Consider the following 21,519-nt stretch of genomic DNA (forward strand, 5'->3'; position numbering starts at 1 on the left):
GGGAGGCGCCCCCACCGCCCGAAGGGGCGGCGGCCCCGTGGCCGCCGCCCCCTTCCGCGTCCCACGACCTGGGTTCAGCTCGGGTCGGTCAGGTCGTAGACGGTCGTTCCGCCCAGGGTGGTGGAGCCGAAGTTCTCCTCCACCCACGAGCCGATCTGCGAGGAGGTGCCGCTGCCGCCCCCGCCCGTGCCGCCGGCGGCGATGAAGTAGTGGATCTTCCCGGCGGCCACGTACTCCTTGAACCGCTCCAGCGTCGGGGACGGATCGCTGCCGTTGAAGCCGCCGATCGCCATCACCGGCTTGCCGGTAGCCAGCTGGTAACTGGCGGCGTTCTGGGAGCCGATGGCGGCGGCCACCCAGGTGTACGCGTCGGCGTCCTCCAGCAGCGCCTCCTTGGTGGCGTCGGCCACCTGTGAGCCGCCCAGCAGTCCGCCGAGGCCCCCCGCCGCTCCGCCGCGGCGGTTCTCGCCGCCCGTACCGCCACCGGGGAAGCCCTGGCCGCCCTGGCCCTGGCCTTGACCCTGTTGGCCCTGCTGGCCCTGGCCCTGCTGCCCGTTGCCGCCGGGCATGCCCCCGGGGAAGCCGCCCGTACCGCCGGGACCGCCGCCCGGGAAGCCCTGCCCGCCCTGGCCCTGCCGTCCGTTGCCGCCCGGCGTACCGCCCGGGAAGCCGCCGGCCATGCCGCCGCCCTGCACCGCCGGGCCCGCCGTCACGATGGAGCCGGTGTGCGCCGTCCCGACGGTCTGCACGGTGTACGCCAGCGGCCCGCCGAGGGCCGCGACCAGGCCGGCCGCGGCCGCGAGCGGCGCGAGCCGCCGGAGCAGCCGGGCCCCGAGCAGCAGCCCGCCCGCCGCGATCCCGGTGACCAGCACGGCGTACCGCACCCAGGGGTACCAGTCGGCGGAGCGCCCCAGCAGGACGTACGACCAGACCGCCGTGAGCACGACCGTGCCCGCGAGGACCGCCGCGGGCGCCGGGTGCGTGCGCCGCTCCCACAGCATCACCGCGCCCATGCCGGTCAGCGCCGCGATGTAGGGCGCCAGGGCGATGTTGTAGTACTGGTGGAAGATCCCGGACATGAAGCTGAAGGTCAGGAAGGTGACGATCAGCGCACCGCCCCAGGCCAGGAAGGCCGAACGGCCGGTGTCCGCGCGCGGGGCGCGCCGGGTCAGCCAGAGTCCGGCGACCAGCAGCACGAGGGCCGCGGGCAGCAGCCAGGCGATCTGACCGCCCATGTCCGAGCCGAACAGCCGGCCCCAGCCGGTCTCGCCCCACTGTCCGCCGCCGTTCGGCCCGCCGCCCCCGACCGAACCGGTCTCGTCGCCGGTGATCCGGCCGAGGCCGTTGTAGCCGAAGGTCAGCGACAGGAAGCTGTTGTCCTGCGAACCGCCGATGTAGGGGCGGGAGGACGCGGGCCACAGCTCGACGACCGCGACCCACCAGCCGCCGGACACGACGGTCGCCAGACCGGCGAGACCGAGCTGCGCGAAGCGCCGCTTCACCGTCGCCGGGGCGCAGACGGCGTACACCAGCGCCAGCGGCGGCAGGATCAGCCAGGCCTGCAGCGTCTTGGTGAGGAAGCCGAGGCCGAACGCGACGCCGGCGAGCACCAGCCACTTCGTACGGGCGTCCTCCAGCGCGCGCAGGACGCAGTGCACCGCCGTCACCATCAGCAGGCACAGCAGCGCGTCGGGGTTGTTGAAGCGGAACATCAGCGCCGCGACCGGGGTGAGCGCCAGGGCCAGTCCGGCGATCAGGCCGGCGGCCGGCCCGGAGCGGCGGCGCACGGCGGCATGGAGGACGCCGACCGCGGCGACCCCCATCAGCGCCTCGGGCACCAGGATCGCCCAGGAACTGAGGCCGAACAGCCGCACGGACAGCGCCATCGGCCACAACGCGGCCGGGGGCTTGTCGACCGTGATCGAGTTCGCCGCGTCGGACGAGCCGAAGAAGAACGCCTTCCAGCTCTCGCCGCCCGCCTGCGCGGCCGCCGAGTAGAAGCTGTTGGCGTAGCCCGAACTGCTCAGGTCCCACAGGTAGAGCACGGTCGTGAAGGCGAGCAGCGCCAGCAGGGCGGGCCGCGCCCAGCGCGGGTCCTGCGGCCGTCCGCGCCACAGGCGGGCGGCGGTCCCGCGGGGGCGGCCGGTGCCGCCGCCCTGCGGCACGTGGTGCGCCGGGGGCGCCACCGGCGCCGGGGCACCCGCCGGGACGGGGCTGCGCCCGTCGGCGCCGGGCGGCGGGGCGTCCACCGGGACCGGCGTACGGCTCACGACCGCGGGTGCGTGGGCCGGGGGCGGGGGGAGGGGGCGCTGGGCCGGCACGGCCCGGTCCCGGGCCTCGTCGCTGCGCGACGTGGTCATCGGTCGCTCCTCTGGTCGTGCGCGTCGGGACGCGCGGTCGGCAGGGGGACGGTGGCGTCCCGGGTGGGATCCGCGACCGCCACGGGCCGCGTGCCGCCCGTGCGGTCGGGGAAGACCCAGGCGCGGAAGAGCAGGAAACGCAGCACGGTGGCGGCGAGGTTGGCCGCGACGAGCACGGCGAGTTCGGTGCCGTGCGCGGGCGTGGTGTCGGCGACGTGCAGCGCGGCCAGCGATCCGCTGGTGAGCGCCAGGCCGATGCCGAAGACGACCAGCCCCTGCGCCTGGTGCCGCACGGCCTTGTCGCGGCCGCGTACGCCGAAGGTCAGCCGCCGGTTGGCGGCCGTGTTGCCCACCGCCGAGAGCAGCAGGGCGAGGGCGTTGGCGGCCTGGGCGCCGCACAGGGTGCGGAAGAGCGTGTACAGCAGCAGGTAGGCGACCGTGCTCAGCCCGCCGACGACGCAGAAGCCGACCAACTCCCGGGCGAGCCCCGCCGGCACGTCGGCGAGACCGCGGTCGCGCGGGTCGTCGCCGAAGGGCCGGCGCAGCCGGTCGAGCGGGAGTGCGCCCGTGGCGAGTGCCCTGCCGACCCGCCACACGCCCTTGAGGTCGTCGGTGGCGGTCCTGACGACGTCCACGCTCGAGTCGGGGTCGTCGACCCAGTCGACCGGCACCTCGTGGATGCGCAGCCCGGCCCGTTCGGCCAGCACGAGCATCTCGGTGTCGAAGAACCAGCCGGTGTCCTCCACCAGGGGCAGCAGCCGCTCCGCGACGTCCTTGCGGATGGCCTTGAAGCCGCACTGCGCGTCGGAGAAGCGGGCGGCCAGCGAGGTCCGCAGGAGGACGTTGTAGGAGCGGGAGATGAACTCCCGCTTGGCGCCCCGCACGACACGCGAGCTGCGGGCCAGCCGGGAGCCGATCGCCAGGTCGGAGTGGCCGGAGATCAGCGGGGCGACCAGCGGCAGCAGCGCGTTGAGGTCGGTGGAGAGGTCGGCGTCCATGTACGCCAGCACCGGCGCCCCGGAGGCCGACCACACCGCGCGCAGGGCGTGGCCGCGGCCCTTGCGCTCCAGCCGGAAGGCGGTGACCTCGGGGAGCTCGGCCTCCAGGGCCGTGGCGATCAGCGGCGTGCGGTCGGTGCTGGCGTTGTCGGCGACGGTGATCCGGAACGGGTAGGGGAAGGTGCGCCGCAGGTGCGTGCGGAGCCGGCGAACGCAGCCTTCGAGGTCCTTCTCCTCGTTGTACACGGGGATCACGACGTCGAGCACCGGTTCGGTCTGCGCGACGGCCAGGTGCTCACGGGCGGGGAGGGCCTCCGGGCCCCGGGCCGGACGGCCGGTCGGTGGGAGCTGTTGGGTTCGCATGGCGACGACCTTCGTCCGGCGCGCTGTCATGACGTTGTGGCGGCGCTGAGCGGCAGCTGTGAGTGCGCGGCGGGCAGGTGGACGCGGAAGACGGTGCGGCCGGGCACGCTGTCGATGGACACCGTGCCGCGGTGCGCGGCCACCACGGCCTGGACGATGGCGAGTCCCAGGCCCGTGCTGCCGGCCGCCCGGGAGCGGGAGGCGTCACCGCGCGCGAAGCGCTCGAAGACGTGCGGCAGCAGGGCGGACGGGATACCGGGACCGTCGTCCTCGACCTCGACCAGCACCTCCCGGCCGCGCGGCACGACGCGCGCGACGACGGTGCTGCCGGGCGGGGTGTGGGTGCGGGCGTTGGCGAGCAGGTTGGTCAGCACCTGGTGCAGGCGCTCCGGGTCGCCGTGCACGACGGCGGGTTCGTCCGGGAGGCTCAGCAGCCAGCGGTGGTCGCTCCCGGCCGCGCGGGCGTCGCTGACGGCGTCGACGACCAGCGGGGACATGTCCGTCCCGGTCAGGCCGAGCGGACGCCCGGCGTCCAGCCGCGCGAGCAGCAGCAGGTCCTCCACCAGGGTGGTCATCCGGCTCGCCTCCGACTCGATCCGGCCGAGCGCGTGCCGGGTGTCCGGGCCGATCGCCTCCCGGCCGCGCCGGGTCAGCTCGGCGTACCCCCGGATGGAGGCCAGCGGGGTGCGCAGTTCGTGGCTGGCGTCGGCGACGAACCGCCGGACCCGGGTCTCGCTCTCCTGGCGGGCGTGCAGGGCGTTGCCGACGTGATCGAGCATGCGGTTGAGCGCGGCGCCGACCTGGCCGACCTCGGTGCGCGGATCGGTGTCGGCGTCCGGCACGCGGTCGTGGAGGGCGACCTCGCCACGGTGGAGGGTGAGTTCGGAGACCCGGGTGGCGGTGGCGGCGACCCGGCGCAGCGGGTGGAGGCTGAGCCGGATCATGACGAAGCCGGCCATCCCGGCGGCGGCCAGCCCCGCGGCGGTGACGCAGGCCTCGACGACCACGAGGGTGCCGATGGTGTCGCGGACGGTCGTCGTCGGCAGTCCCACGAGCAGCCACCCACCGGTGCCGTCGGCGGCCGACTGCACGCGGAAGCCCCCCAGTCCCGGGACGTCGAGCGTGTGCGGCAGGCCGTCCAGGGGGACGGCCGCGAACGCCTCGCGCTGCGGGGCGGTGAGCGGCCGGGCCTTCAGCCGGGACTGGGTACCGCTGGGCTGCGCGCTGACGCCGGCGGCGGTCACCGCGCCGGTCGCGTCGAGCCGGGCGCCCACGGTCCCGGGGGCGATGCCGGGCCCGGTGATGAAGCGCAGGGACTCGGTTGCGGATCCGTCGGCCCCCGTCCCGGTGGTCCTGGGGACCACCGGCGGCCCGCCCGGCTGCTCGCCGCCGTAACCCGGGTCCAGCCGGGCCCGGCCTGCGACCGCCCCGACCTGCTTGTCCAGTTGCGTGAAGAGGAAGGACTGCAGGGCGAGCGTCGTGACCGTACCGATGACCGCGCACACGACCGCGATGAGCGCGACCGAGGAGACCACCAGCCGGGTCCGCAGGGAGGGGCGCCGGCGGGCCCGGCTCACGCCGTTTCGCCCGGCTTGATCAGGTAGCCGGCGCCGCGCCGGGTGTGGATCATCGGGGGGCGACCCACGTCGATCTTCTTGCGCAGGTAGGAGATGTAGAGCTCGACGACGTTGGCCTGGCCCCCGAAGTCGTAGGACCAGACGCGGTCGAGGATCTGCGCCTTGCTCAGCACCCGGCGCGGATTGCGCATCAGGTACCGCAGCAGCTCGAACTCGGTGGCCGTGAGGTGGATGCCCTGGCCGCCGCGGCTGACCTCGTGGCTGTCCTCGTCGAGCACGAGGTCGCCCACGACCAGCAGCGACTCCTGGCGGGCGGCGGCGGCCCCGGCCCGGCGGAGCAGCCCGCGCAGCCGGGCCACGACCTCCTCCAGGCTGAACGGCTTGGTGACGTAGTCGTCACCGCCCGCGGTGAGGCCAGCGATGCGGTCCTCGACGGCGTCCTTGGCGGTGAGGAACAGCACCGGCACGTCGGGCAGTTCGCGGCGCAGCCGGGCCAGGACCTCCAGGCCGTCCATGTCGGGCAGCATGACGTCGAGGACCACGGCGTCCGGTCGCAGCTCACGCGCGGCGCGCAGCGCGTCGGAGCCGGTGCCTTCGGTGTGGACGTCCCAGCCCTCGTAGCGCAGGGCCATGGAGAGCAGGTCGGCGAGGGCGTTCTCGTCGTCGACGACGAGCACCCGGACAGGTGCGCCGTCGGGACGCGTGAGGTCGGCGGCGGGGGAAGGAGACGCGGTCATGCCCGCATCCTGTGAGCCGCCGCTGAGAACCCACTTTCCGCTGCCTGTGATTTCCCTGAGAATCCCCTGTCGCGGAGGCTGCCGCGGGACCTCCCGCGGGACCTTTCGCGGGACCTGCCGGCGGTCCCGGCGGACACCCTGACGCGCCGCCGGGCCGGGAATGCGCGGGCCGCGGACCCCGTTTTGGTACGAAGGACGTCGAACTTCAAACGGACTTCACGGCGGGAGAAGACCCATGAGCGACAGCCAGACGCCGGCGATCGGGCGCTACGGCCTGTGGAACGCCGGGCTGCGCGACCCCGACCCGGCCCGCGCGGCCGAACTCGCCGAGACCGCGGCCGAACTGGAGGAACTGGGCTACGGGGCCCTGTGGCTCGGTGGCAGCAGCGGCGTCGAGCACGCGGTACCGCTGATCGAGGCCACCTCCTCCATCACCGTCGCGACCGGCATCCTCAGCATCTGGCAGTACGGGGCCGAGGACACCGCCGCCCGCCAGGCGGGCCTCGAGGCCGCCCACCCCGGGCGCTTCCTGCTCGGGCTGGGCGTCAGCCACGCCCGCCTCGCCGAGCAGTACAAGCACCCGTACGCCGCGATGAACCGCTACCTCGACGAACTGGACGCCGCCGGCGCGCCGGCCGGGAAGCGGGTGCTCGCCGCGCTCGGCCCGCGGATGCTGGAGCTCGCGCGCGACCGCTCGGCGGGCGCCCACCCCTACCTGGTCACCGTCGAGCACACCGCTCAGGCGCGCGCCACGCTGGGCGAGGGACCGCTGCTGGCACCGGAGTTCACGGTCGTCCTGGAGACCGACCCGGCGCGGGCCCGCGAGACCGCCCGGGAGATGCTGGCGTTCTACCTGACGCTCCCCAACTACACCGGCAACTGGCTGCGCCTGGGCTTCACCGAGGACGACCTCGCCGACGGGGGCAGCGACCGCCTGGTCGACGCGCTCTTCGGCTGGGGCGACGAGGAGCGGGTCCGGCAGCGGATCGACGCCTTCCTCGACGCGGGCGCCGACCACGTCGCCGTCCAGGTGCTGGCCTCGGGCGAGGACCGGTCCGGACTGCCGCGCGAGCAGTGGCGCCGGCTGGCCGCGGCGCTGAAGCCCACCGGTCACTGAAGGTCCGCCCGCAGGCAATCGGGGACAGCCCACCGACAGGAACGGAACCCTCCGCTCAAAGGCGTTCAGCGCCCGGCCGCTCCACGGGGCCGGGCGTATGTTCGGCCCCATGGACAGCGGCACCGTGCCCCGTACTGTCTCGGTCGACCGCATGGCGTCCGGCGACCACGCCTGCCTCGGCTTCCAGGACGAGGACGACCGCTGGGAGATCCGCGCCGCCTTCACCGCGATCGGCCTGGCCCGCGGCGAACGCGTCCTGCTCTTCACCGATCCCGGTACGCCCCCGGCCGAGGCCGTCACCCGCCTCAGCGCCCACGGGGTCCGCGCCGCCGACGCGGTCCGTCACAGCGCCCTCGTCATCACCCCCGAGGTCCCCGGCTACGACGGCGCCGCCGCCTGGACCGCGCTCACGAACACCGCCCACTGCCACGGCTTCTCCGGCCTCCGCGTGGCCGGTGACATGTCCTGGGCCCTCGGCCCCCGCCTGGACCGCGACCGCCTGCTCGGCCACGAGACCGCCATGACCCCGATCCTCGCGGGCCTCGGCCTCACCACCATCTGCGAGTACGACCAGCGGCGCTTCGCCGCCTCGCTCCTCGACCGGGTCCGGGCGGCCCACCCGGTCTGCGTACGCCCCCGCCACGGATCACTGCGCGCGGAGCGCTCCGGCGACACCCTCGCCCTCCGCGGCGACGCGGACCTCGCCACCCGCAACGACTTCGAACTGGCCGTCCGTCACGCCTTCGCGGCGCCCTCCGGCCCGCCGTACCGGGTCGACCTCACCCGGCTCGCCTTCCTCGACGCCCGCTGCGCATCCGTCCTGATCCGCCACGTGGCGTCCCTCGGCCCCGCCGACCGCGTCACCATCCACTGCCCACGACTGCACGCGCGCACCCTGCGGCTCTGCGGCGCGACCGAGGTCCCCCAGCTCCTCCTCGAGGAGACCTGAACCCCCGGCCCGGCGTCAGGCCTGCTGGGCCGCCCAGAACTCGTCCCACGAGATCTTGCCGTCGCCGTTGGCGTCGACGGCCCTGATGACGCTCTGCGCCACGGTCTCGGTCACGTTGAAGTCCCCGAGCTGCGCCATCACGCTCTTGTACTCGCCCGCCGTGATGAGCCCGTCCCCATCGACATCGAATCGCGTGAACGCCTTCTTGGCCGCCTCGATGTCCGCCATCGTGACCACCCCTCCTTGTGTGTACTCGGTCCTGACTGCGCACACCCTAGCCGCCGCAACGACCCCCCAACGCGAGAGGCCCCCGGGTGATCCCGGGGGCCTCTCGCCTGCTGTGCACTCGGCAGGATTCGAACCTGCAACCTTCTGATCCGTAGTCAGATGCTCTATCCGTTGAGCTACGAGTGCTTGTGCTTCCCGGCGTTTTCTTGCCGGTCGGCGTTGCGGGAACAACATTACATGACCCGCGCCGTGAGGTGAAATCCATTAGCCGCACCCGCTCTGACCAGCCGAAACGCCGAATCCGGGGTCCAGCAGGGGTGCCGGGAACGGCAGAAGCCCCGGCCGGGTGGCCGGGGCTTCTGTGAGGCGGAGGCGGAGGGATTTGAACCCTCGATGGACGGTAAAGCCCAAACCGCATTAGCAGTGCGGCGCCATAGACCGGACTAGGCGACGCCTCCTCACGTACCCGCGTGAGCGGGTGTGTGCAGATGATGGCACAGCCCACCGGGCTGGGACCAATCGCTGACCAGATTACTCGGCCGTGCGCGGCCAGGGCAAAGGCGTTGCGGCGGACGCCGGGGCGGCGCGCCCACGATCGGGTGGATTGACGGGCGCGGACGGTGCCGGGGAGGTAGGGACGGAGCATGCGATTGGCTCGTGTACCCATGACCGCCGCGCTCGCGCTCGGCCTGCCGCTGACGGTGGCCGCACCGGCCCTGGCCTGCCCTCCGGGGGCGGGGGAGTCGCCCGACGTGCTGCGGGTGACCGTGGACGACGGGGGCGGGCACCTGTCCGAGTACGACCTGCGCTGCGACCCCGCGGGCGGGACGCACCCGGACGCGACGGAGGCGTGCGCGCTCCTGGAGCGGCTGGGCGGGCCGGTGGGACCCGAGCCCGAGGGCACGATGTGCACGATGATCTACGGCGGCCCGCAGCGGGCGACGGTGCGGGGCAGCTGGCGCGGCCGGCCCGTGGACGCCCGCTACGACCGCAGCAACGGCTGCGAGACGGCCCGCTGGCGGCGGATGGCCCCGGTGCTGCCCGCACCCGCCGTCCACGACGGGTCCGGCGGCCCGGGGGCGTGACCTGCGGAGGTGACCGACACCACATCCGCACGGCTCGGCCACGAACACTACTCACGCGTACGGGACATGGGCATCCGGAGCCTCGCCGCCAACCTCTGCCCGTACACTCGCTCTAGTGACATGCCCCCCGGTCGGCGGCAAGATGGCCACCACCGGTGGATGCCCCCTTCGCGGGTGGTGGCGCGGCAGCAAGTGCGGTTTTCAGGGAGGACGCGTCTCGTGAGCAGCAGGCCATCCCGAGGCGCTGCTCGCCTCGCGGCAATACTCGACGCGCTCCCCGACGCGCTGCTGCTGGTGAACGCCAACGGGACCGTCGTCAACGCCAATTCCATCGCCCTGGAGACCTTCGAGTCGCCGGGCACCGCCCTCGTGGGCCGCGGGCTGCTCGACCTCCTGCCGGCGTTCGACGCGCGTCGCATCCCCGGTTCGATGCGCCGCCCCGACGACGACGTGGGCCGCACCAAGCCGACCCGGATGGTCGCCCGGCGGACCGACGGCAGTGAAATTCCGGTGGAGGTCACGAGCGCGAACCTCGACGACGCCCGCACACCCTTCGCCGAGACCTACAGCTACACCGGCGACGAGCTGCTGATGCTGGTCGTCCGCGACCTGACCGGGACGCTGGACACCGAGGCCGAACTCGCCCGCCAGCAGCGCCAGACCGAGATGATCCTGCGCGCCGCCAGCGAGGGCGTGGTCGGCGTCGACACCGACGGCAAGATCGTCCTGGTCAACCCCTCGGCGGCGCAGATCCTGGGCTTCCGGGCCACCGACCTCGGCGGGCAGGAGCTGCACCCGCTGGTGCACCATTCCCGTCCGGACGGCAGCCCGCTGCCGGCCGAGGAGACGCCGCTCTCCGAGACGCTGCGCTCCGGGCTGAAGCACCGGGTCCGCGGCCAGGTGCTGTGGCGCAAGGACGGGCGCTCGGTGCCGGTCGACCTGATCACGGCGCCGGTGCGGGAGGGCGACCAGCTGGTCGGCGCGGTGATGACCTTCACCGACCGCACGCGCTTCGACGCGCTCGCCGCCCGCAACGCGCAACTGCAGTCGCTGCTCGGCGACGCCCTGCGCGGGCCGCTGGACGAACTGCGGGCCGAGCTGGCCGGGCTCGCCAACGACCCGGCCGGGCAGCTGTGGCCGGAGGCCAACCAGATCCTGCACCACCTCACCGCGGGCTACGCGCGGATCACCACGCTCATCGACAGCGTGCTCTCCTTCCAGCGGCTCGACCGGGGCGAGGAGAAGCTGCAGCGCGAGACGACCTCGATGGACAAGGTCGTGGCGTCCGGCGTCGAGGCGGCGGTCGAGCTGATCGGTCCCGGGCGGGCGCAGTACGCGGTGCACGCGCCGCCGATCGAGGCGACCGTCGACGCCGAGCGGATGTCCCAGGCGCTGTCCCACCTGATCGCGGACGTGGCGGGTGTCGACGCGGCCGGCAACGTGCCGGTCGTGGTCGGCGGCGTCGACTCCACGATCGTGGTGGCGGCGGCGCAGCGCGGCGACTCCGTCCGCATCGAGGTGCGCGGCCCGCACGCGGGCGACAACCCGGTGCACCTGCCGATCGCGCGCGGCATCGTCGAGAAGCACGGCGGCGTGCTCCAGACGCACGAGGTGCCCGGGCAGGGCAGCGCGTACGTGATGGAGGTGCCGGTCGGCAAGGGCGGGGCGAGGACGGCGGTCAAGGAGCCCCGGCGGGAGTCGGAGACGACCGTCATGCCGGTGCCGGCCGAGCCGGTGCGCGGTACCGCCCCGGCCGCGCTGCCGCAGGCACCGTCCCCGGCGCCCGTGCCGGTCCCGGCCCCGCAGCCGCCCCGGCCCGCCGCGCCCGTGGCGACCCCGGTGCCGGCCCCCGGTGCCGCGCTCGCGCTGCCCGCCGCGCCGACCACCGACGCACCGACCCCCACCGGGCGGCGCCGTGCCCTGCGGCGTCCCGAGGAGCAGCAGACCCCGCCGCAACCGCAGCCCCAGCCGCAGGCCGCCCTCCCTCCGGCACCCGCTCCGGCACAGGAGCAGCCCACCGGCCGGCGGGCCCGACGTGGCGCCCCGCAGGAGCCGCAGCCGGGCCTGGTGCCCGCGCTGCCGGCCGCCCCCGCGCCGGAGCAGGAGGCGCCGGGCAACGGCCGCCGTGCGCGACGGGCCCCCACCGCGGAGGCCCGGGCGACGCCGGAGCTCCCCGCGCTTCCGGCCGCCCCTTCGGTCCCGGCCACACCGGCGACCGAGTGGCCGGAGGCCCAGGGCTCGGCCCGGCGCCCGCGCGGCATCGTGGAGAGCACCCCGCGCCCGTCGGCGATCGTCGACCCGCGGCGGCTTCCCCCGCCCGCCCCGGCGCCGCTGCCGGAACCGCCGGCCGTCGAGCCGCCGATGATCCCCGAGCAGTCGCAGCGCACTCCGGAGCCACAGCCCGTGGTGCCGCCGCAGCCGCAGCCCATGGTCCCGCCCCAGGCACCCGCACCCGCACCCACGCCCGCGCAGCCCCAGCCGTCGTCCATGCCGAGCGACGGCGGTACGCAGGGCCGGGCCATCAGCGTGCGCACCCTCGGCCAGGGCGTCGCCTTCGCCCAGCAGATCAACGAGCAGGTCGCCCAGCCGTCGAGCGGCTCCGGGCGCCGCCGCAAGCTCGCCACCCCCGCGGAGCCCGAGGCGCCCAAGGCCGTGGCACCCGCGGCCGTGAACGGCACGGAGACACCCGGCCGGGCGTACGCCATAGGCGCTCCCACGGAGGCCACCGAGGGCCCCGAGCCGCTCGACGGCCCCAACGGCGCCGTCGACGTCACGGAGGAGACCGGCCCCGAGCCCGGGGCCGTGCTGGACGAGCCGCGCCGGCTGCTGGTCTGGCCGGAGCCGGACGTCTCCACCCGCCAGGCGCTGACGGACCGCGGCTACCGCCCGGTCATCGTCCGCTCGCGCGAGGAGGTCGACGCCCAGGTCTCCGATCCGCCCGCCGCGCTCTTCGTGGACCCGCTGACCGGGCCCATCACGCGTACCGCGCTGCAGTCGCTGCGCCAGGCGGCGGCGCAGGCCGAGGTGCCCGTCCTCGTCACGGCCGGCCTCGGCCAGGCCACCCGCGAGGCCGCGTACGGAGCCGATCCCGCCGTGCTGCTCAAGGCACTGGCCCCGCGCGACAGCGAGCAGCACCCGCCGCGGGTGCTGCTGATCGAGGCCCACACGCCGATCGCCCAGGCCTTCACCGCCACGCTGGAGCGGCGCGGGATGCACGTCGCGCACGCCCAGTCCGAGGCGGACGCGATGACGCTCGCCGCGCAGATGCACCCCAACCTCGTGGTGATGGACCTGATGCTCATCCGCCGCAGGCGCCAGGGCATCATCGACTGGCTGCGGGCGAACGGCAGGCTGGAACGCACGCCGATGGTCGTCTACACCGCGGTCGACATCGACCCGGCGGAGCTGCCGCGGCTGGCGTCCGGTGAGACGGTCCTCTTCCTCGCGGAGCGGTCGACCAGCACGGACGTCCAGGGGCGCATCGTCGACATGCTGGGCAAGATCGGCTCCTGAGGGCCCACCGCACGACGTACGCCGGGCCCCGGGGGGCGCACCCCCGGGGCCCAGCGTACGCGTGGCGCGTCGTCAGACGAGCTTGGTGACGTCCAGCTCTCCCGCCGCGTACTGGCGGCGGATCACCTTCTTGTCGAACTTGCCGACCGAGGTCTTCGGTACCGCCGGGATGACGGCCCAGCGCTCGGGCAGCTGCCAGCGGGCGACGCTCTCGCCGAGGAAGGCGCGCAGTTCCTCGTAGGCGACCGTGGTGCCGTCCTTGAGGACGACCGTGGCGAGCGGCCGCTCGCCCCAGCGCTCGTCGGGTACGGCCACCACCGCGGCCTCGGCGACGGCCGGGTGGGCCATGATGGCGTTCTCCAGCTCGACCGAGGAGATCCACTCACCGCCCGACTTGATGACGTCCTTGGCGCGGTCGGTCAGCGTCAGGTAGCCGTCGTGGGTGATGGTGCCGACATCGCCGGTGCGCAGCCAGCCGTCGGGGCTGAACTTGTCCTCGGGGAGGAGCGTTTCGGCGTCGGCGCCTCCGTAGTAGGCCGCGGCGATCCACGGCCCGCGGACCTCCAGTTCGCCCGCGGACTCGCCGTTCCAGGGCAGCACCTCGCCGGACGGGCCGACCAGCCGGGCCTCCACGGAGGCGGGGAAGCGGCCCTGGGTGATCCGGTACGGCCACTCCTCCTCCTCGGTGAGGCCGGCCGGCGGGTGGGCCATGGTGCCCAGCGGGGAGGTCTCGGTCATGCCCCACGCGTGGAGGAGGCGGACGCCGAGCTTGTCGTACGCCTCCATCAGGGAGGGCGGGCAGGCGGAGCCGCCGATGGTGACGTGCCGCATGCTGCCGATGTCGCGGGCCTTGGCGGCGAGTTCGGCGAGCAGGCCCTGCCAGATGGTGGGGACGGCGGCGGCGTGCGTGGGACGCTCGCCCTCGATCATCTCGGCGAGCGGGCCGGGCTGCAGGAAGCGGTCCGGCATCAGCATGTTGATGCCGGTCATGAAGGTGGCGTGCGGCAGGCCCCAGGCGTTGACGTGGAACTGGGGCACGACGACCAGGGTGGTGTCGGCGTCGGTCAGGCCCATCGACTCGGCCATGTTGACCTGCAGCGAGTGCAGGTAGATCGAACGGTGCGAGAACAGCACGCCCTTGGGGTCGCCGGTGGTGCCGGAGGTGTAGCACATGGCGGCCGCGGAACGCTCGTCCAGCTCGGGCCAGTCGTAGCGGTCCGGGCGGCCCTCGATGAGGGACTCGTACGTGTGCAGGGCGGGACGGCAGCCCTCCAGCGGCGAGGTGTCGCCGGGGCCGACGACGACCACGTGCTCGACCGACTCCATGGCCGGCAGCAGCGGTGCCAGCAGCGGTATCAAGGTGCCGTTGACCAGGACCACGCGGTCGGCGGCGTGGTTGGCGATGAAGACCAGCTGCTCGGCGGGGAGCCGGAGGTTGAGCGTGTGGAGGATCGCGCCCATGGAGGGGATCGCGAAGTACGCCTCGACGTGCTCCGCGTTGTTCCACATCAGGGTCGCGACGCGGTCGTCGCGCTCGACGCCGAGCTCGTCGCGCAGCGCGTGCGCGAGGCGGGCGGCGCGGGCCCCGATCTCGGCGAACGAGCGGCGCTGCGGCTCGCCTTCGCCGGTCCAGGTCGTGACCTGCGACCGGCCGTGCACGGTCGAGCCGTGGGTCAGGATCCGTGACACCAGCAGGGGAACATCCTGCATTGTGCTCAGCACCGGGCGCCTCCTCGTTGAAGCGGCTACGCGTGGGTAGGTGGGTGCTGAGATTCTGCTGGCATACCGAGCGGTATGTCACTACCCCAGGCGCAATTCGGGGTCCTCGCGGAGTTTGCCCAGGGCGCGCGACACCGCGCTCTTGACCGTGCCGACCGACACCCCGAGCGCCTCGGCGGTCTGCACCTCGCTCATGTCCTCGTAGTACCTGAGGACGACCATCGCCCGCTGGCGGGCCGGCAGCCGGGCGATCGCGCGCAGCAACGCGTCGCGCTGGGCCTGCCGCTCGGCCTCGTCGGGGCCGGTCACGGCGTGGCCGTGCGGCTCGGGGAGCTCGTCGGTGGCGTACTCCTCGACGCGGCGCCTGCGCCACTGCGAGGTGCGGGTGTTGACCAGCGTGCGGCGCACGTAGCCGTCCAGCGCCCGGTGGTCGTCTATCCGGTCCCACGCCAGGTAGGTCTTGGTCAGGGCGGTCTGCAGCAGGTCCTCGGCGTCGCAGGGGTTGGCGGTGAGCGAGCGCGCGGTCCGCAGCAGCGCCGGGCCCTTGGCCCGGACGTAGCGGGTGAACTGGGCCTGCGAGGCGCTGGTGCACACGGGCGTCGTCATGGCTCCACGCTAGGAGCCGGTCCGGGTGCGGGGGATCCGCCGCAGGTGCCGAAGCGGGGTCACCCTGAAGTCGTAGGGCGGGGGCCCGCCCCACCTCCGGAGGGCTGAGGCCGCGCCCGCCGCCCCTACGGGTCACCCCGCAGGGGCGGCGTCCTCGCGGCCGCCCGCCGCGTCATCCGACGACGGCCACCGGCCCGTCCAGCCGGTTGCGGTCGATCGCCAGGCGCCGGCCACCGTGCTTCTCGCGCACGCTGCCCGAGTACTGATGGATGCGCCCGTGCGGATGCCAGGCGTCCCGGCCGAGCACCGGTTCGCTGCGCACCGCGGGCTTGCCCTGCCAGCGGGCGAACCAGACGGCGCGCGGCAGGTCGTCGTACCCCTCCCGGCGGGCCCGCTCGACGTGCCGGATGCCGGACTCCGAACTGCTGTAGAGGCCCGGCAGGTAGCCGGCGTCGTCGACCTCGCGGTCCCAGGCCCGGATGAAGTCGAGGGTCTGGTCGGCGCAGCGGGACCGCTTGACGTTGTACGCCTCCATGTCGAGGTAGAGCGCGCTGCCCTCCTCGAAGCCGAGGGCGGCGGCCCTGCGCACGGCGTCCCAGCCCTCGCTCGCGCCCTGGTCCCAGGGGTCGTCGGTGCTCATCCGGTGGTTGCGCAGGTGTCTGCCGCGTACGCAGGGGGACTGCGAGCCGACGTAGATCGGCAGGATGCGCCAGCCCATGCGGTGCACCGAGCGCACCCAGGTGCGGTTGAGGTGCCGCTGGGTGCTGCAGGCACGGGCGCGGCCGCCGTAGTAGACGCCGATGGCGCGGTACTTGGAGCGCAGCCAGGCCCGCATCGTGGACAGCGGCGGCGTGCGGCAGGTGTCGAAGCCGTAGCCGCGGTAGACGCGGGTCGGGCCGCCCCCGGACGGGGCGCGTTCCTCACCGCCGAGGCCGTAGGGGAGGTCCAGGCCGTCGAGGAGGCCCGTGTCGGCGAAGCCGAACGGGTCGTCGTCACCGCCGTCACCGGGCGCCCGGGCCGACCGGGCCGGCCGGTACGTACGGACCGCGCCCGGCGTGGCAGCCGTCACCGAGGCCGGCTTGGCGACCGGCGCGGCGGGACGCGGCACGACGGCCTCGGCCGCGGTGGGTCCGGCCAGGAGGCAGGCCAGCACCATCGCCACGATCGCCCCGTGTCGGATGATCGGCTTGTGTTCGCGCATGGCTCGAGTGAACGCAGGCGGCCGCCTCCGAACGGGGCAGCCACGCCCCGCTGTCAGCCGTACGCAGCAACGCCCGGCCCCGGATGGGCCGCCGCGCCGGGGCCGGCTCAGTCCGCCGCGCCCAGCAGCAGTCCCGAGGTCGGCACCCCCGTGCCGGCCGTGACGAGGACGTGGGCCGCGCCGGGGACCTGGTTGACGCTGGTGCCGCGTAGTTGCCGCACCGCCTCGGCGATGCCGTTCATTCCGTGCAGGTACGCCTCGCCGAGCTGTCCGCCGTGGGTGTTGACGGGCAGCCTCCCGCCCCGTTCCAGACCTCCGTCGGCGGCGAAGGCGGCCGCCTCGCCGCGCCCGCAGAATCCGTACTCCTCCAGCTGCATCAGGACGAAGGGCGTGAAGTGGTCGTAGAGCACGGCGGTGTCGACGTCCTGCGGCCGCAGGCCGGAGGTCCGCCACAACTGGCGGGCCACGACCGCCGACTCGGGGAGCCCGCACAGGTCCTGGTCCGGCCGGTAGTAGCCGGTCATCTGCTCCTGGCCGCGCCCCGCGCCCTGGGCGGCCGCCCTGATCACCGCGGGCGGGTGCCTCAGGTCGCGGGCGCGCTCGGCGGAGGTGACGACCAGGGCCTGGCCGCCGTCGGTCTCCTGGCAGCAGTCGAGCAGGCGCAGCGGCTCGACGATCCACCGTGACGCGGCGTGGTCGGCCAGGGTGATGGGCCGGCGGTGGAAGTACGCGGCCGGGTTGGTCGCGGCGTGCCGGCGCCCGGCGACGGCGACATGGCCGAAAACCTCCGGTTCCAGCCCGTACGTGTGGAGATAGCGCTGTGCCGACATGGCGACCCAGGACGCGGGGGTGAGCAGCCCGGACGGCAGGTTGACGCCGAGCGCCGCGCCCTCCGCCGAGGGTTCGCGCTGCTGGACGCCGGAGCCGAAGCGGCGGCCCGAGCGCTCGTTGAAGGCCCGGTAGCAGACGACGACGTCCGCGACGCCGGTCGCGACGGCCATCGCGGCCTGCTGCACGGTGGCGCAGGCGGCCCCGCCCCCGTAGTGGATCCGGGAGAAGAAGCCGAGTTCGCCGATGCCGGCCGCCTGGGCGACGGTGATCTCCGGGCTGGTGTCCATCGTGAAGGTGACCATGCCGTCGACGTCGCCCGGCGTCAGCCCGGCGTCCTCGACCGCCGCGCGCACGGCCTCCACGGCGAGCTTCAGTTCGCTGCGCCCGGAATCCTTGGAGAACTCCGTCGCGCCGATCCCCGCGATCGCGGCCCGTCCGCCCAGGCCGTCGCGCCGGCGTACGCTCATCCGCCCTCCACCTCCAGCACCGCGGTGCCCGTGACGTGCCGCCCCCGCCCGACCGCGCCGATGACCTCGACGGTCGCCTCCGTGCCGCGCACCGCCGTGACGCTCCCGGTGAACACCAGCTCGTCGCCGGGGTGCGCCGGTGCGCCCAGCCGTACGCGCAGCGAGCGGAGCACCGCCGAGGGGCCGAAGTGCCCGGCGAGGTACCGGCCGACGAGCCCGCCAGTGGTGAGGATGTTCAGGAAGACGTCCGGCGAGCCCTTGGCCCGTGCCGCGTCGGGGTCGTGGTGCACATCCTGGAAGTCACGGGTGGCGATCGCCCCGGCGACGACCAGCGTCCGTGTGACGGGGATCCGCAGCTCCGGCAGGACGTCGCCCGCCCGCGCCCCCGGTCCGGTCATCTCACACCTCCGCGCGGAAGACGGGCACGGCCGGCTCCCCGTCGGCCTGCCGGAACTCGAGCGTCACCGGCATGCCGATGCGCACCTTCTCGTACGGCACGCCGACCACGCCGCCGAGCAGGCGGACCCCTTCGGCCAGTTCGACCAGGGCGACCGCGTACGGCGGGTCGAAGGCGGGGAACGGCGGGTGGTGCACGACGACGCGGCTGAAGACGGTGCCGCGCCCGCAGGCCGGTAGCGTGTCCCAGGCGTCGGAGCCGCAGCTGTTGCAGCCGGGGAGCCACGGCAGCCTCAGGGTGCCGCAGGAGGAGCAGCGTTGGATGAGCAACTCGTGCCGCCCGACGCCCTCCCAGTACCCGGCGTTGTCCCGGTTGACGACCGGGCGGGGTCGTCGCGGCCGCTCGCCCGGCGCCCGCACGGGGGCGTACTTGAGGATGCGGAAGCGGTGGCGGCCGGCGAGTTCGCCGTCCGCCCGGACGTCCATGCGCGTGGTGACGAAGTGGCCGCTGCCGAGGCGGGTGGTCTTGCGCGGCGACACCGACTCGATCACCGCGTCGAAGGTGATCCGCTCGCCGGGGCGCAGCGGCCGCAGGTACTCCTGCTCGCAGTCGGTGGCGACGACCGCGGTGCAGCCGGCCTCGTCGAGCAGCGCGAGGAGTTCGTCGTAGGCGCCGGCGCGGGAACCGCCCCCGGCGACGCCTCCCGGCCCGGGGAGCCCGCGCATGGTCCACACCTGGAGCATGGGGGCGGGTGCCGTGCCGTCCTGCGGGACGGGATGGCCCAGCGCCTCGCACCAGTGCCTGATCATGGACGGGTTGACGGGGTCCTTGCCCTCGCCCGCGACGGCGGCGGGGCGCCCCTCGTACGCCACCAGCCGCTCGTACAGGTCGTCGGTCGTCATCGTCGCCGCCACCGCCCCCAGTTTCTGACTGATCGTCAGATTGGCGAGAGAGCGGCGCCACTGTCAAGACGCCCGGACGGAAGGAGTCGTCCACAGGCTGTGGAAAACTCCGGACGTGACTGCGCGACGGCAGTGAGGTTGCCGTCGCGCAGTCGACCCTTCAGCCCCTCGGCCCGCCCCGGCGGGCCGGTCCGCTCACCACATGGGGCCGAAGTGGATGTTCAGCGTCGGCTGGTTGATGGTGGTGAAGGCCGAACCCACCACGCTGGCCGTGCTGTTCTGGTTCGAGGCCCCCGCCCCGGTCGCCGCCTGCTGCGTCGTCGTCACCGTCCCGAAGTTGTCGCGGCCCACGTTGCCGCCGCTGTTGCTCACCACGGTCGCGTTGGAGGTGCCACCCGCCACGGCGCCGTTGTCGGCCACCGCCGTGCCGGCGAACAGCGCGGCCGCGAGCGGCAGCGCGGCCAGGGCGGACACGACTCGGGCGGTACGGATGCTTGCCATGTGTTTCCCTCCGAGGAGTGGATACGAGGTGCGCGGCGCGGCCGGCCGACCGCTCCGCCGGCTCTGCGACGTCGCCGCAAGCAGAGTTGCCCAGCACCACGACGGACAAGCCGGACCTTGATCCCTTTCGCTCGCAAGCGTGACGATCTGTCGACAAACCTCCACAACCGCCGCCGCTGACCCGCTCGGCCGCGTCCCGGCCACCACAACCCGGGCCCGGTGGGCGCGGAATCGTTACGGCACGACTTTCGGCCAACCTCGGCGACCCGATCCTCCCCGCCGGCGCCGCCGCCCGGGTGGCCACCGCGGCGCCGTTCGAGCGGATGCCGCACCTCCCCGGTGCGTGGCGCGCCGGGCGGCGGCCGTCCGCTTCCTACGCTCCGGCTGACGGACCCCCGCCGCCCGTCGCGCCCCGCGTCCGGACGTCCCCGCCCGGACGCACCGCTTCCCCAGGGGAGAGATGTGACCCGGTCCCGCGCCCGAACCCCGCTGACCCGGCTGGTCGCCGCACTGCTCCTCGCCGCCGCCTGGCTCGCCGGCTGCGCGGGGCACGCCCCGTCCGGGCACCCCCACGCCCCGGACCGGCCCGCCCCGCAGGACCGGCAGGCGCCCCCGGCGGGACCCGGCCCACGGCTGCAGGACCCCCCGGAACTGGTCAGCCGCGACGGCGTGCTCAAGGCCACCATCGTCGTCGAGCGCCGCAAGGTCCGGGTCGGCGACCACCGGCTGTACGCCCTCACCTACAACGGGACGTACATGCCGCCGACGCTGCGCGTACGGCCCGGCGACCGCATCGACCTCACCATGACCAACCGGGTGCGCGAGGACACCAACGTCCACGTGCACGGGCTCCACGTCTCACCGCGCAGCCCCGCCGACGACATCTTCGTCGCCGTCACGTACGGCCGGAGCCACCACTACACCTACCGGCTGCCGCGCACCATCACGCCCGGCACCTACTGGTACCACTCGCACGCCGACATGATGTCCGCCGCCCAGGTCGCGGGCGGGGAGTCGGGCGTCATCGTCGTGGACGGCCTGCGGCGGTACCTGCCCCCGTCCCTGCGCGGGATCACCGAGCACGTCGTCGCGCTCAAGGACTTCCAGATCCACGGGGACGCGATCAGGACCCACAAACTGAAAATCGGGACGCGCACCAACCGCACCGTCAACGGGCAGCAGAACCCGGTGATCGGCATCCGACCCGGCGAGACCCAGTTGTGGCGGCTGGCCAACATCGGCGCCAACATCTACTACCGCCTGCACCTGAAGGGCAGCCGCTTCCACGTGATCGCCCAGGACGGCTACCCGGTCCGCCGGGTCTACACGGCGGACACGCTGGTCGTCGCCGCCGGCGCCCGGTTCGAGGTCCTGGTGCAGGGCGGCGGCCGGCCCGGCACCACGACGCTGGAGACCCTCGCCTACGACACCGGCAAGGCCGGCAACCGGTTCCCCCGCACCGACCTGGCCACCGTCGTGACCGGCGGCACCCCGGTGACCCCGGCGCGGATCCCGACGGACTTCGCCCCCAACGAGGACCTGGCGCACGCCACGGTCGCTGACCGCAAGACGGTGGTGTTCACCGAGAACGCGGCGGGCGACGTGTTCTACGTCAACGGCCGCACGTACGCGCCGGACCGGGTGGACTTCACCTCCGTCCTCGGCACCGTCGAGGAGTGGACCGTCCGCAACGACAGCGACGAGGAGCACTCCTTCCACGTCCACACCAACCAGTTCCAGCTGATGAGCACCAACGGGAAGGCCGGCGACCCGGACCACCGCTGGTTCGACACGGTCAACGTGCCCGCCCGCGGCAGGGTCGTCATCCGCATCCCCTTCACGGACTTCACCGGCCGGACGGTGCTGCACTGCCACATCCTCAACCACGAGGACATGGGCATGATGGCCGTGCTCGACATCGTCCCGCCCCGTCCCCGCGGCAAGTGACCGCCCCGCGGCAAGTGACCG

At 74.1% G+C, this 21,519-nt stretch carries 17 protein-coding genes and 2 tRNA genes; 5 read left to right on the plus strand and 14 right to left on the minus strand.

What is annotated here, in order from left to right; all coding sequences use genetic code 11:
• Positions 1 to 74: 74 nt before the first annotated feature.
• Genes OG937_22155 through OG937_22170 form a run of 4 tightly spaced genes read right to left on the minus strand, consistent with a single transcriptional unit; the run spans position 75 to position 6,035 of the window.
• A complete protein-coding gene (locus OG937_22155) occupies positions 75 to 2,360 on the minus strand; it encodes a glycosyltransferase family 39 protein (protein ID WUD74201.1) in 2,286 nt (761 codons plus the stop codon).
• Positions 2,357 to 3,721 carry a bifunctional glycosyltransferase family 2/GtrA family protein gene (locus OG937_22160; protein ID WUD74202.1) on the minus strand — a complete coding sequence of 455 codons (1,365 nt, stop codon included), beginning with the start codon at positions 3,719 to 3,721 and terminating at the stop codon, positions 2,357 to 2,359. The genes OG937_22155 and OG937_22160 overlap by 4 nt, the downstream gene beginning before the upstream one ends.
• Positions 3,722 to 3,747: 26 nt before the next feature.
• On the minus strand, positions 3,748 to 5,298 hold the full coding sequence (locus OG937_22165; GenBank protein ID WUD74203.1) for a HAMP domain-containing histidine kinase: 1,551 nt from the start codon (positions 5,296 to 5,298) through the stop codon (positions 3,748 to 3,750).
• Positions 5,295 to 6,035 (minus strand): response regulator transcription factor, encoded by a 741-nt coding sequence (locus tag OG937_22170; GenBank protein WUD74204.1) that lies wholly within the window; start codon positions 6,033 to 6,035, stop codon positions 5,295 to 5,297. Before OG937_22170 ends, OG937_22165 begins: the two co-directional genes overlap by 4 nt.
• 235 nt (positions 6,036 to 6,270) lie before the next feature.
• Here OG937_22170 and OG937_22175 point away from each other — a divergent pair, with 235 nt between their 5' ends.
• On the plus strand, positions 6,271 to 7,152 hold the full coding sequence (locus tag OG937_22175; protein WUD74205.1) for an LLM class F420-dependent oxidoreductase: 882 nt from the start codon (positions 6,271 to 6,273) through the stop codon (positions 7,150 to 7,152).
• Between the two features lie 109 nt (positions 7,153 to 7,261).
• A complete protein-coding gene (locus OG937_22180; protein ID WUD74206.1) occupies positions 7,262 to 8,101 on the plus strand; it encodes an MEDS domain-containing protein in 840 nt (279 codons plus the stop codon).
• Positions 8,102 to 8,116: 15 nt separating this feature from the next.
• Here the strand turns inward: OG937_22180 and OG937_22185 are convergent, their stop codons facing one another.
• From OG937_22185 to OG937_22195, 3 genes are all read right to left on the minus strand, one after another.
• Complete coding sequence (locus OG937_22185) at positions 8,117 to 8,329, minus strand: EF-hand domain-containing protein (GenBank protein WUD74207.1); 213 nt, start codon at positions 8,327 to 8,329, stop codon at positions 8,117 to 8,119.
• 113 nt (positions 8,330 to 8,442) lie between these two features.
• Positions 8,443 to 8,515, minus strand: a tRNA-Arg gene (locus tag OG937_22190).
• 181 nt (positions 8,516 to 8,696) lie between these two features.
• A tRNA-Ser gene (locus OG937_22195) sits at positions 8,697 to 8,787 on the minus strand.
• Positions 8,788 to 8,994: 207 nt separating this feature from the next.
• Between OG937_22195 and OG937_22200 the strand changes: the two genes are divergently transcribed.
• The gene (locus OG937_22200) at positions 8,995 to 9,414 is read left to right on the plus strand and encodes a subtilase-type protease inhibitor (protein ID WUD74208.1); all 420 of its coding nucleotides are present in this window, start codon (positions 8,995 to 8,997) and stop codon (positions 9,412 to 9,414) included.
• A 219-nt stretch (positions 9,415 to 9,633) separates the two neighbouring features.
• Positions 9,634 to 12,927 (plus strand): PAS domain-containing protein, encoded by a 3,294-nt coding sequence (locus OG937_22205; GenBank protein WUD74209.1) that lies wholly within the window; start codon positions 9,634 to 9,636, stop codon positions 12,925 to 12,927.
• A 72-nt stretch (positions 12,928 to 12,999) separates the two neighbouring features.
• On the opposite strand, the gene OG937_22210 is transcribed toward OG937_22205, so the two are convergent.
• From OG937_22210 to OG937_22240, 7 genes are all read right to left on the minus strand, one after another.
• Positions 13,000 to 14,649 (minus strand): long-chain fatty acid--CoA ligase, encoded by a 1,650-nt coding sequence (locus OG937_22210; protein ID WUD74210.1) that lies wholly within the window; start codon positions 14,647 to 14,649, stop codon positions 13,000 to 13,002.
• A gap of 78 nt (positions 14,650 to 14,727) precedes the next feature.
• Positions 14,728 to 15,252 (minus strand): SigE family RNA polymerase sigma factor, encoded by a 525-nt coding sequence (locus tag OG937_22215; protein WUD74211.1) that lies wholly within the window; start codon positions 15,250 to 15,252, stop codon positions 14,728 to 14,730.
• Between the two features lie 172 nt (positions 15,253 to 15,424).
• Positions 15,425 to 16,453, minus strand: coding sequence for a DUF1906 domain-containing protein (locus OG937_22220; GenBank protein WUD74212.1), 1,029 nt, complete (start codon positions 16,451 to 16,453; stop codon positions 15,425 to 15,427).
• A 107-nt stretch (positions 16,454 to 16,560) separates the two neighbouring features.
• Complete coding sequence (locus OG937_22225) at positions 16,561 to 17,751, minus strand: lipid-transfer protein (GenBank protein ID WUD74213.1); 1,191 nt, start codon at positions 17,749 to 17,751, stop codon at positions 16,561 to 16,563.
• Positions 17,748 to 18,149 carry a MaoC/PaaZ C-terminal domain-containing protein gene (locus OG937_22230; protein ID WUD74214.1) on the minus strand — a complete coding sequence of 134 codons (402 nt, stop codon included), beginning with the start codon at positions 18,147 to 18,149 and terminating at the stop codon, positions 17,748 to 17,750. Before OG937_22230 ends, OG937_22225 begins: the two co-directional genes overlap by 4 nt.
• A gap of 1 nt (position 18,150) precedes the next feature.
• On the minus strand, positions 18,151 to 19,050 hold the full coding sequence (locus tag OG937_22235) for an OB-fold domain-containing protein (protein ID WUD74215.1): 900 nt from the start codon (positions 19,048 to 19,050) through the stop codon (positions 18,151 to 18,153).
• Positions 19,051 to 19,245: 195 nt separating this feature from the next.
• Positions 19,246 to 19,551: a hypothetical protein gene (locus OG937_22240; protein ID WUD74216.1), complete on the minus strand. Its 306-nt coding sequence runs from the start codon at positions 19,549 to 19,551 to the stop codon at positions 19,246 to 19,248.
• A 462-nt stretch (positions 19,552 to 20,013) separates the two neighbouring features.
• Between OG937_22240 and OG937_22245 the strand changes: the two genes are divergently transcribed.
• The gene (locus OG937_22245; protein WUD74217.1) at positions 20,014 to 21,498 is read left to right on the plus strand and encodes a multicopper oxidase family protein; all 1,485 of its coding nucleotides are present in this window, start codon (positions 20,014 to 20,016) and stop codon (positions 21,496 to 21,498) included.
• Positions 21,499 to 21,519: the final 21 nt, after the last annotated feature.

The sequence above is a fragment of the Streptomyces sp. NBC_00510 genome (assembly GCA_036013505.1).
Lineage (GTDB): Bacteria > Actinomycetota > Actinomycetes > Streptomycetales > Streptomycetaceae > Actinacidiphila.

What these genes read in the sequence shown, in the direction of transcription:
- OG937_22155 (WUD74201.1), bottom strand. Translation starts at nt 2,360, where the DNA reads ATGACCACGTCGCGCAGCGACGAGGCCCGGGACCGGGCCGTGCCGGCC.
- OG937_22160 (WUD74202.1), bottom strand. Translation starts at nt 3,721, where the DNA reads ATGCGAACCCAACAGCTCCCACCGACCGGCCGTCCGGCCCGGGGCCCG.
- OG937_22170 (WUD74204.1), bottom strand. Translation starts at nt 6,035, where the DNA reads ATGACCGCGTCTCCTTCCCCCGCCGCCGACCTCACGCGTCCCGACGGC.
- OG937_22175 (WUD74205.1), top strand. Translation starts at nt 6,271, where the DNA reads ATGAGCGACAGCCAGACGCCGGCGATCGGGCGCTACGGCCTGTGGAAC.
- OG937_22180 (WUD74206.1), top strand. Translation starts at nt 7,262, where the DNA reads ATGGACAGCGGCACCGTGCCCCGTACTGTCTCGGTCGACCGCATGGCG.
- OG937_22185 (WUD74207.1), bottom strand. Translation starts at nt 8,329, where the DNA reads ATGGCGGACATCGAGGCGGCCAAGAAGGCGTTCACGCGATTCGATGTC.
- OG937_22200 (WUD74208.1), top strand. Translation starts at nt 8,995, where the DNA reads ATGACCGCCGCGCTCGCGCTCGGCCTGCCGCTGACGGTGGCCGCACCG.
- OG937_22215 (WUD74211.1), bottom strand. Translation starts at nt 15,252, where the DNA reads ATGACGACGCCCGTGTGCACCAGCGCCTCGCAGGCCCAGTTCACCCGC.
- OG937_22220 (WUD74212.1), bottom strand. Translation starts at nt 16,453, where the DNA reads ATGCGCGAACACAAGCCGATCATCCGACACGGGGCGATCGTGGCGATG.
- OG937_22225 (WUD74213.1), bottom strand. Translation starts at nt 17,751, where the DNA reads ATGAGCGTACGCCGGCGCGACGGCCTGGGCGGACGGGCCGCGATCGCG.
- OG937_22230 (WUD74214.1), bottom strand. Translation starts at nt 18,149, where the DNA reads ATGACCGGACCGGGGGCGCGGGCGGGCGACGTCCTGCCGGAGCTGCGG.
- OG937_22235 (WUD74215.1), bottom strand. Translation starts at nt 19,050, where the DNA reads ATGACGACCGACGACCTGTACGAGCGGCTGGTGGCGTACGAGGGGCGC.
- OG937_22240 (WUD74216.1), bottom strand. Translation starts at nt 19,551, where the DNA reads ATGGCAAGCATCCGTACCGCCCGAGTCGTGTCCGCCCTGGCCGCGCTG.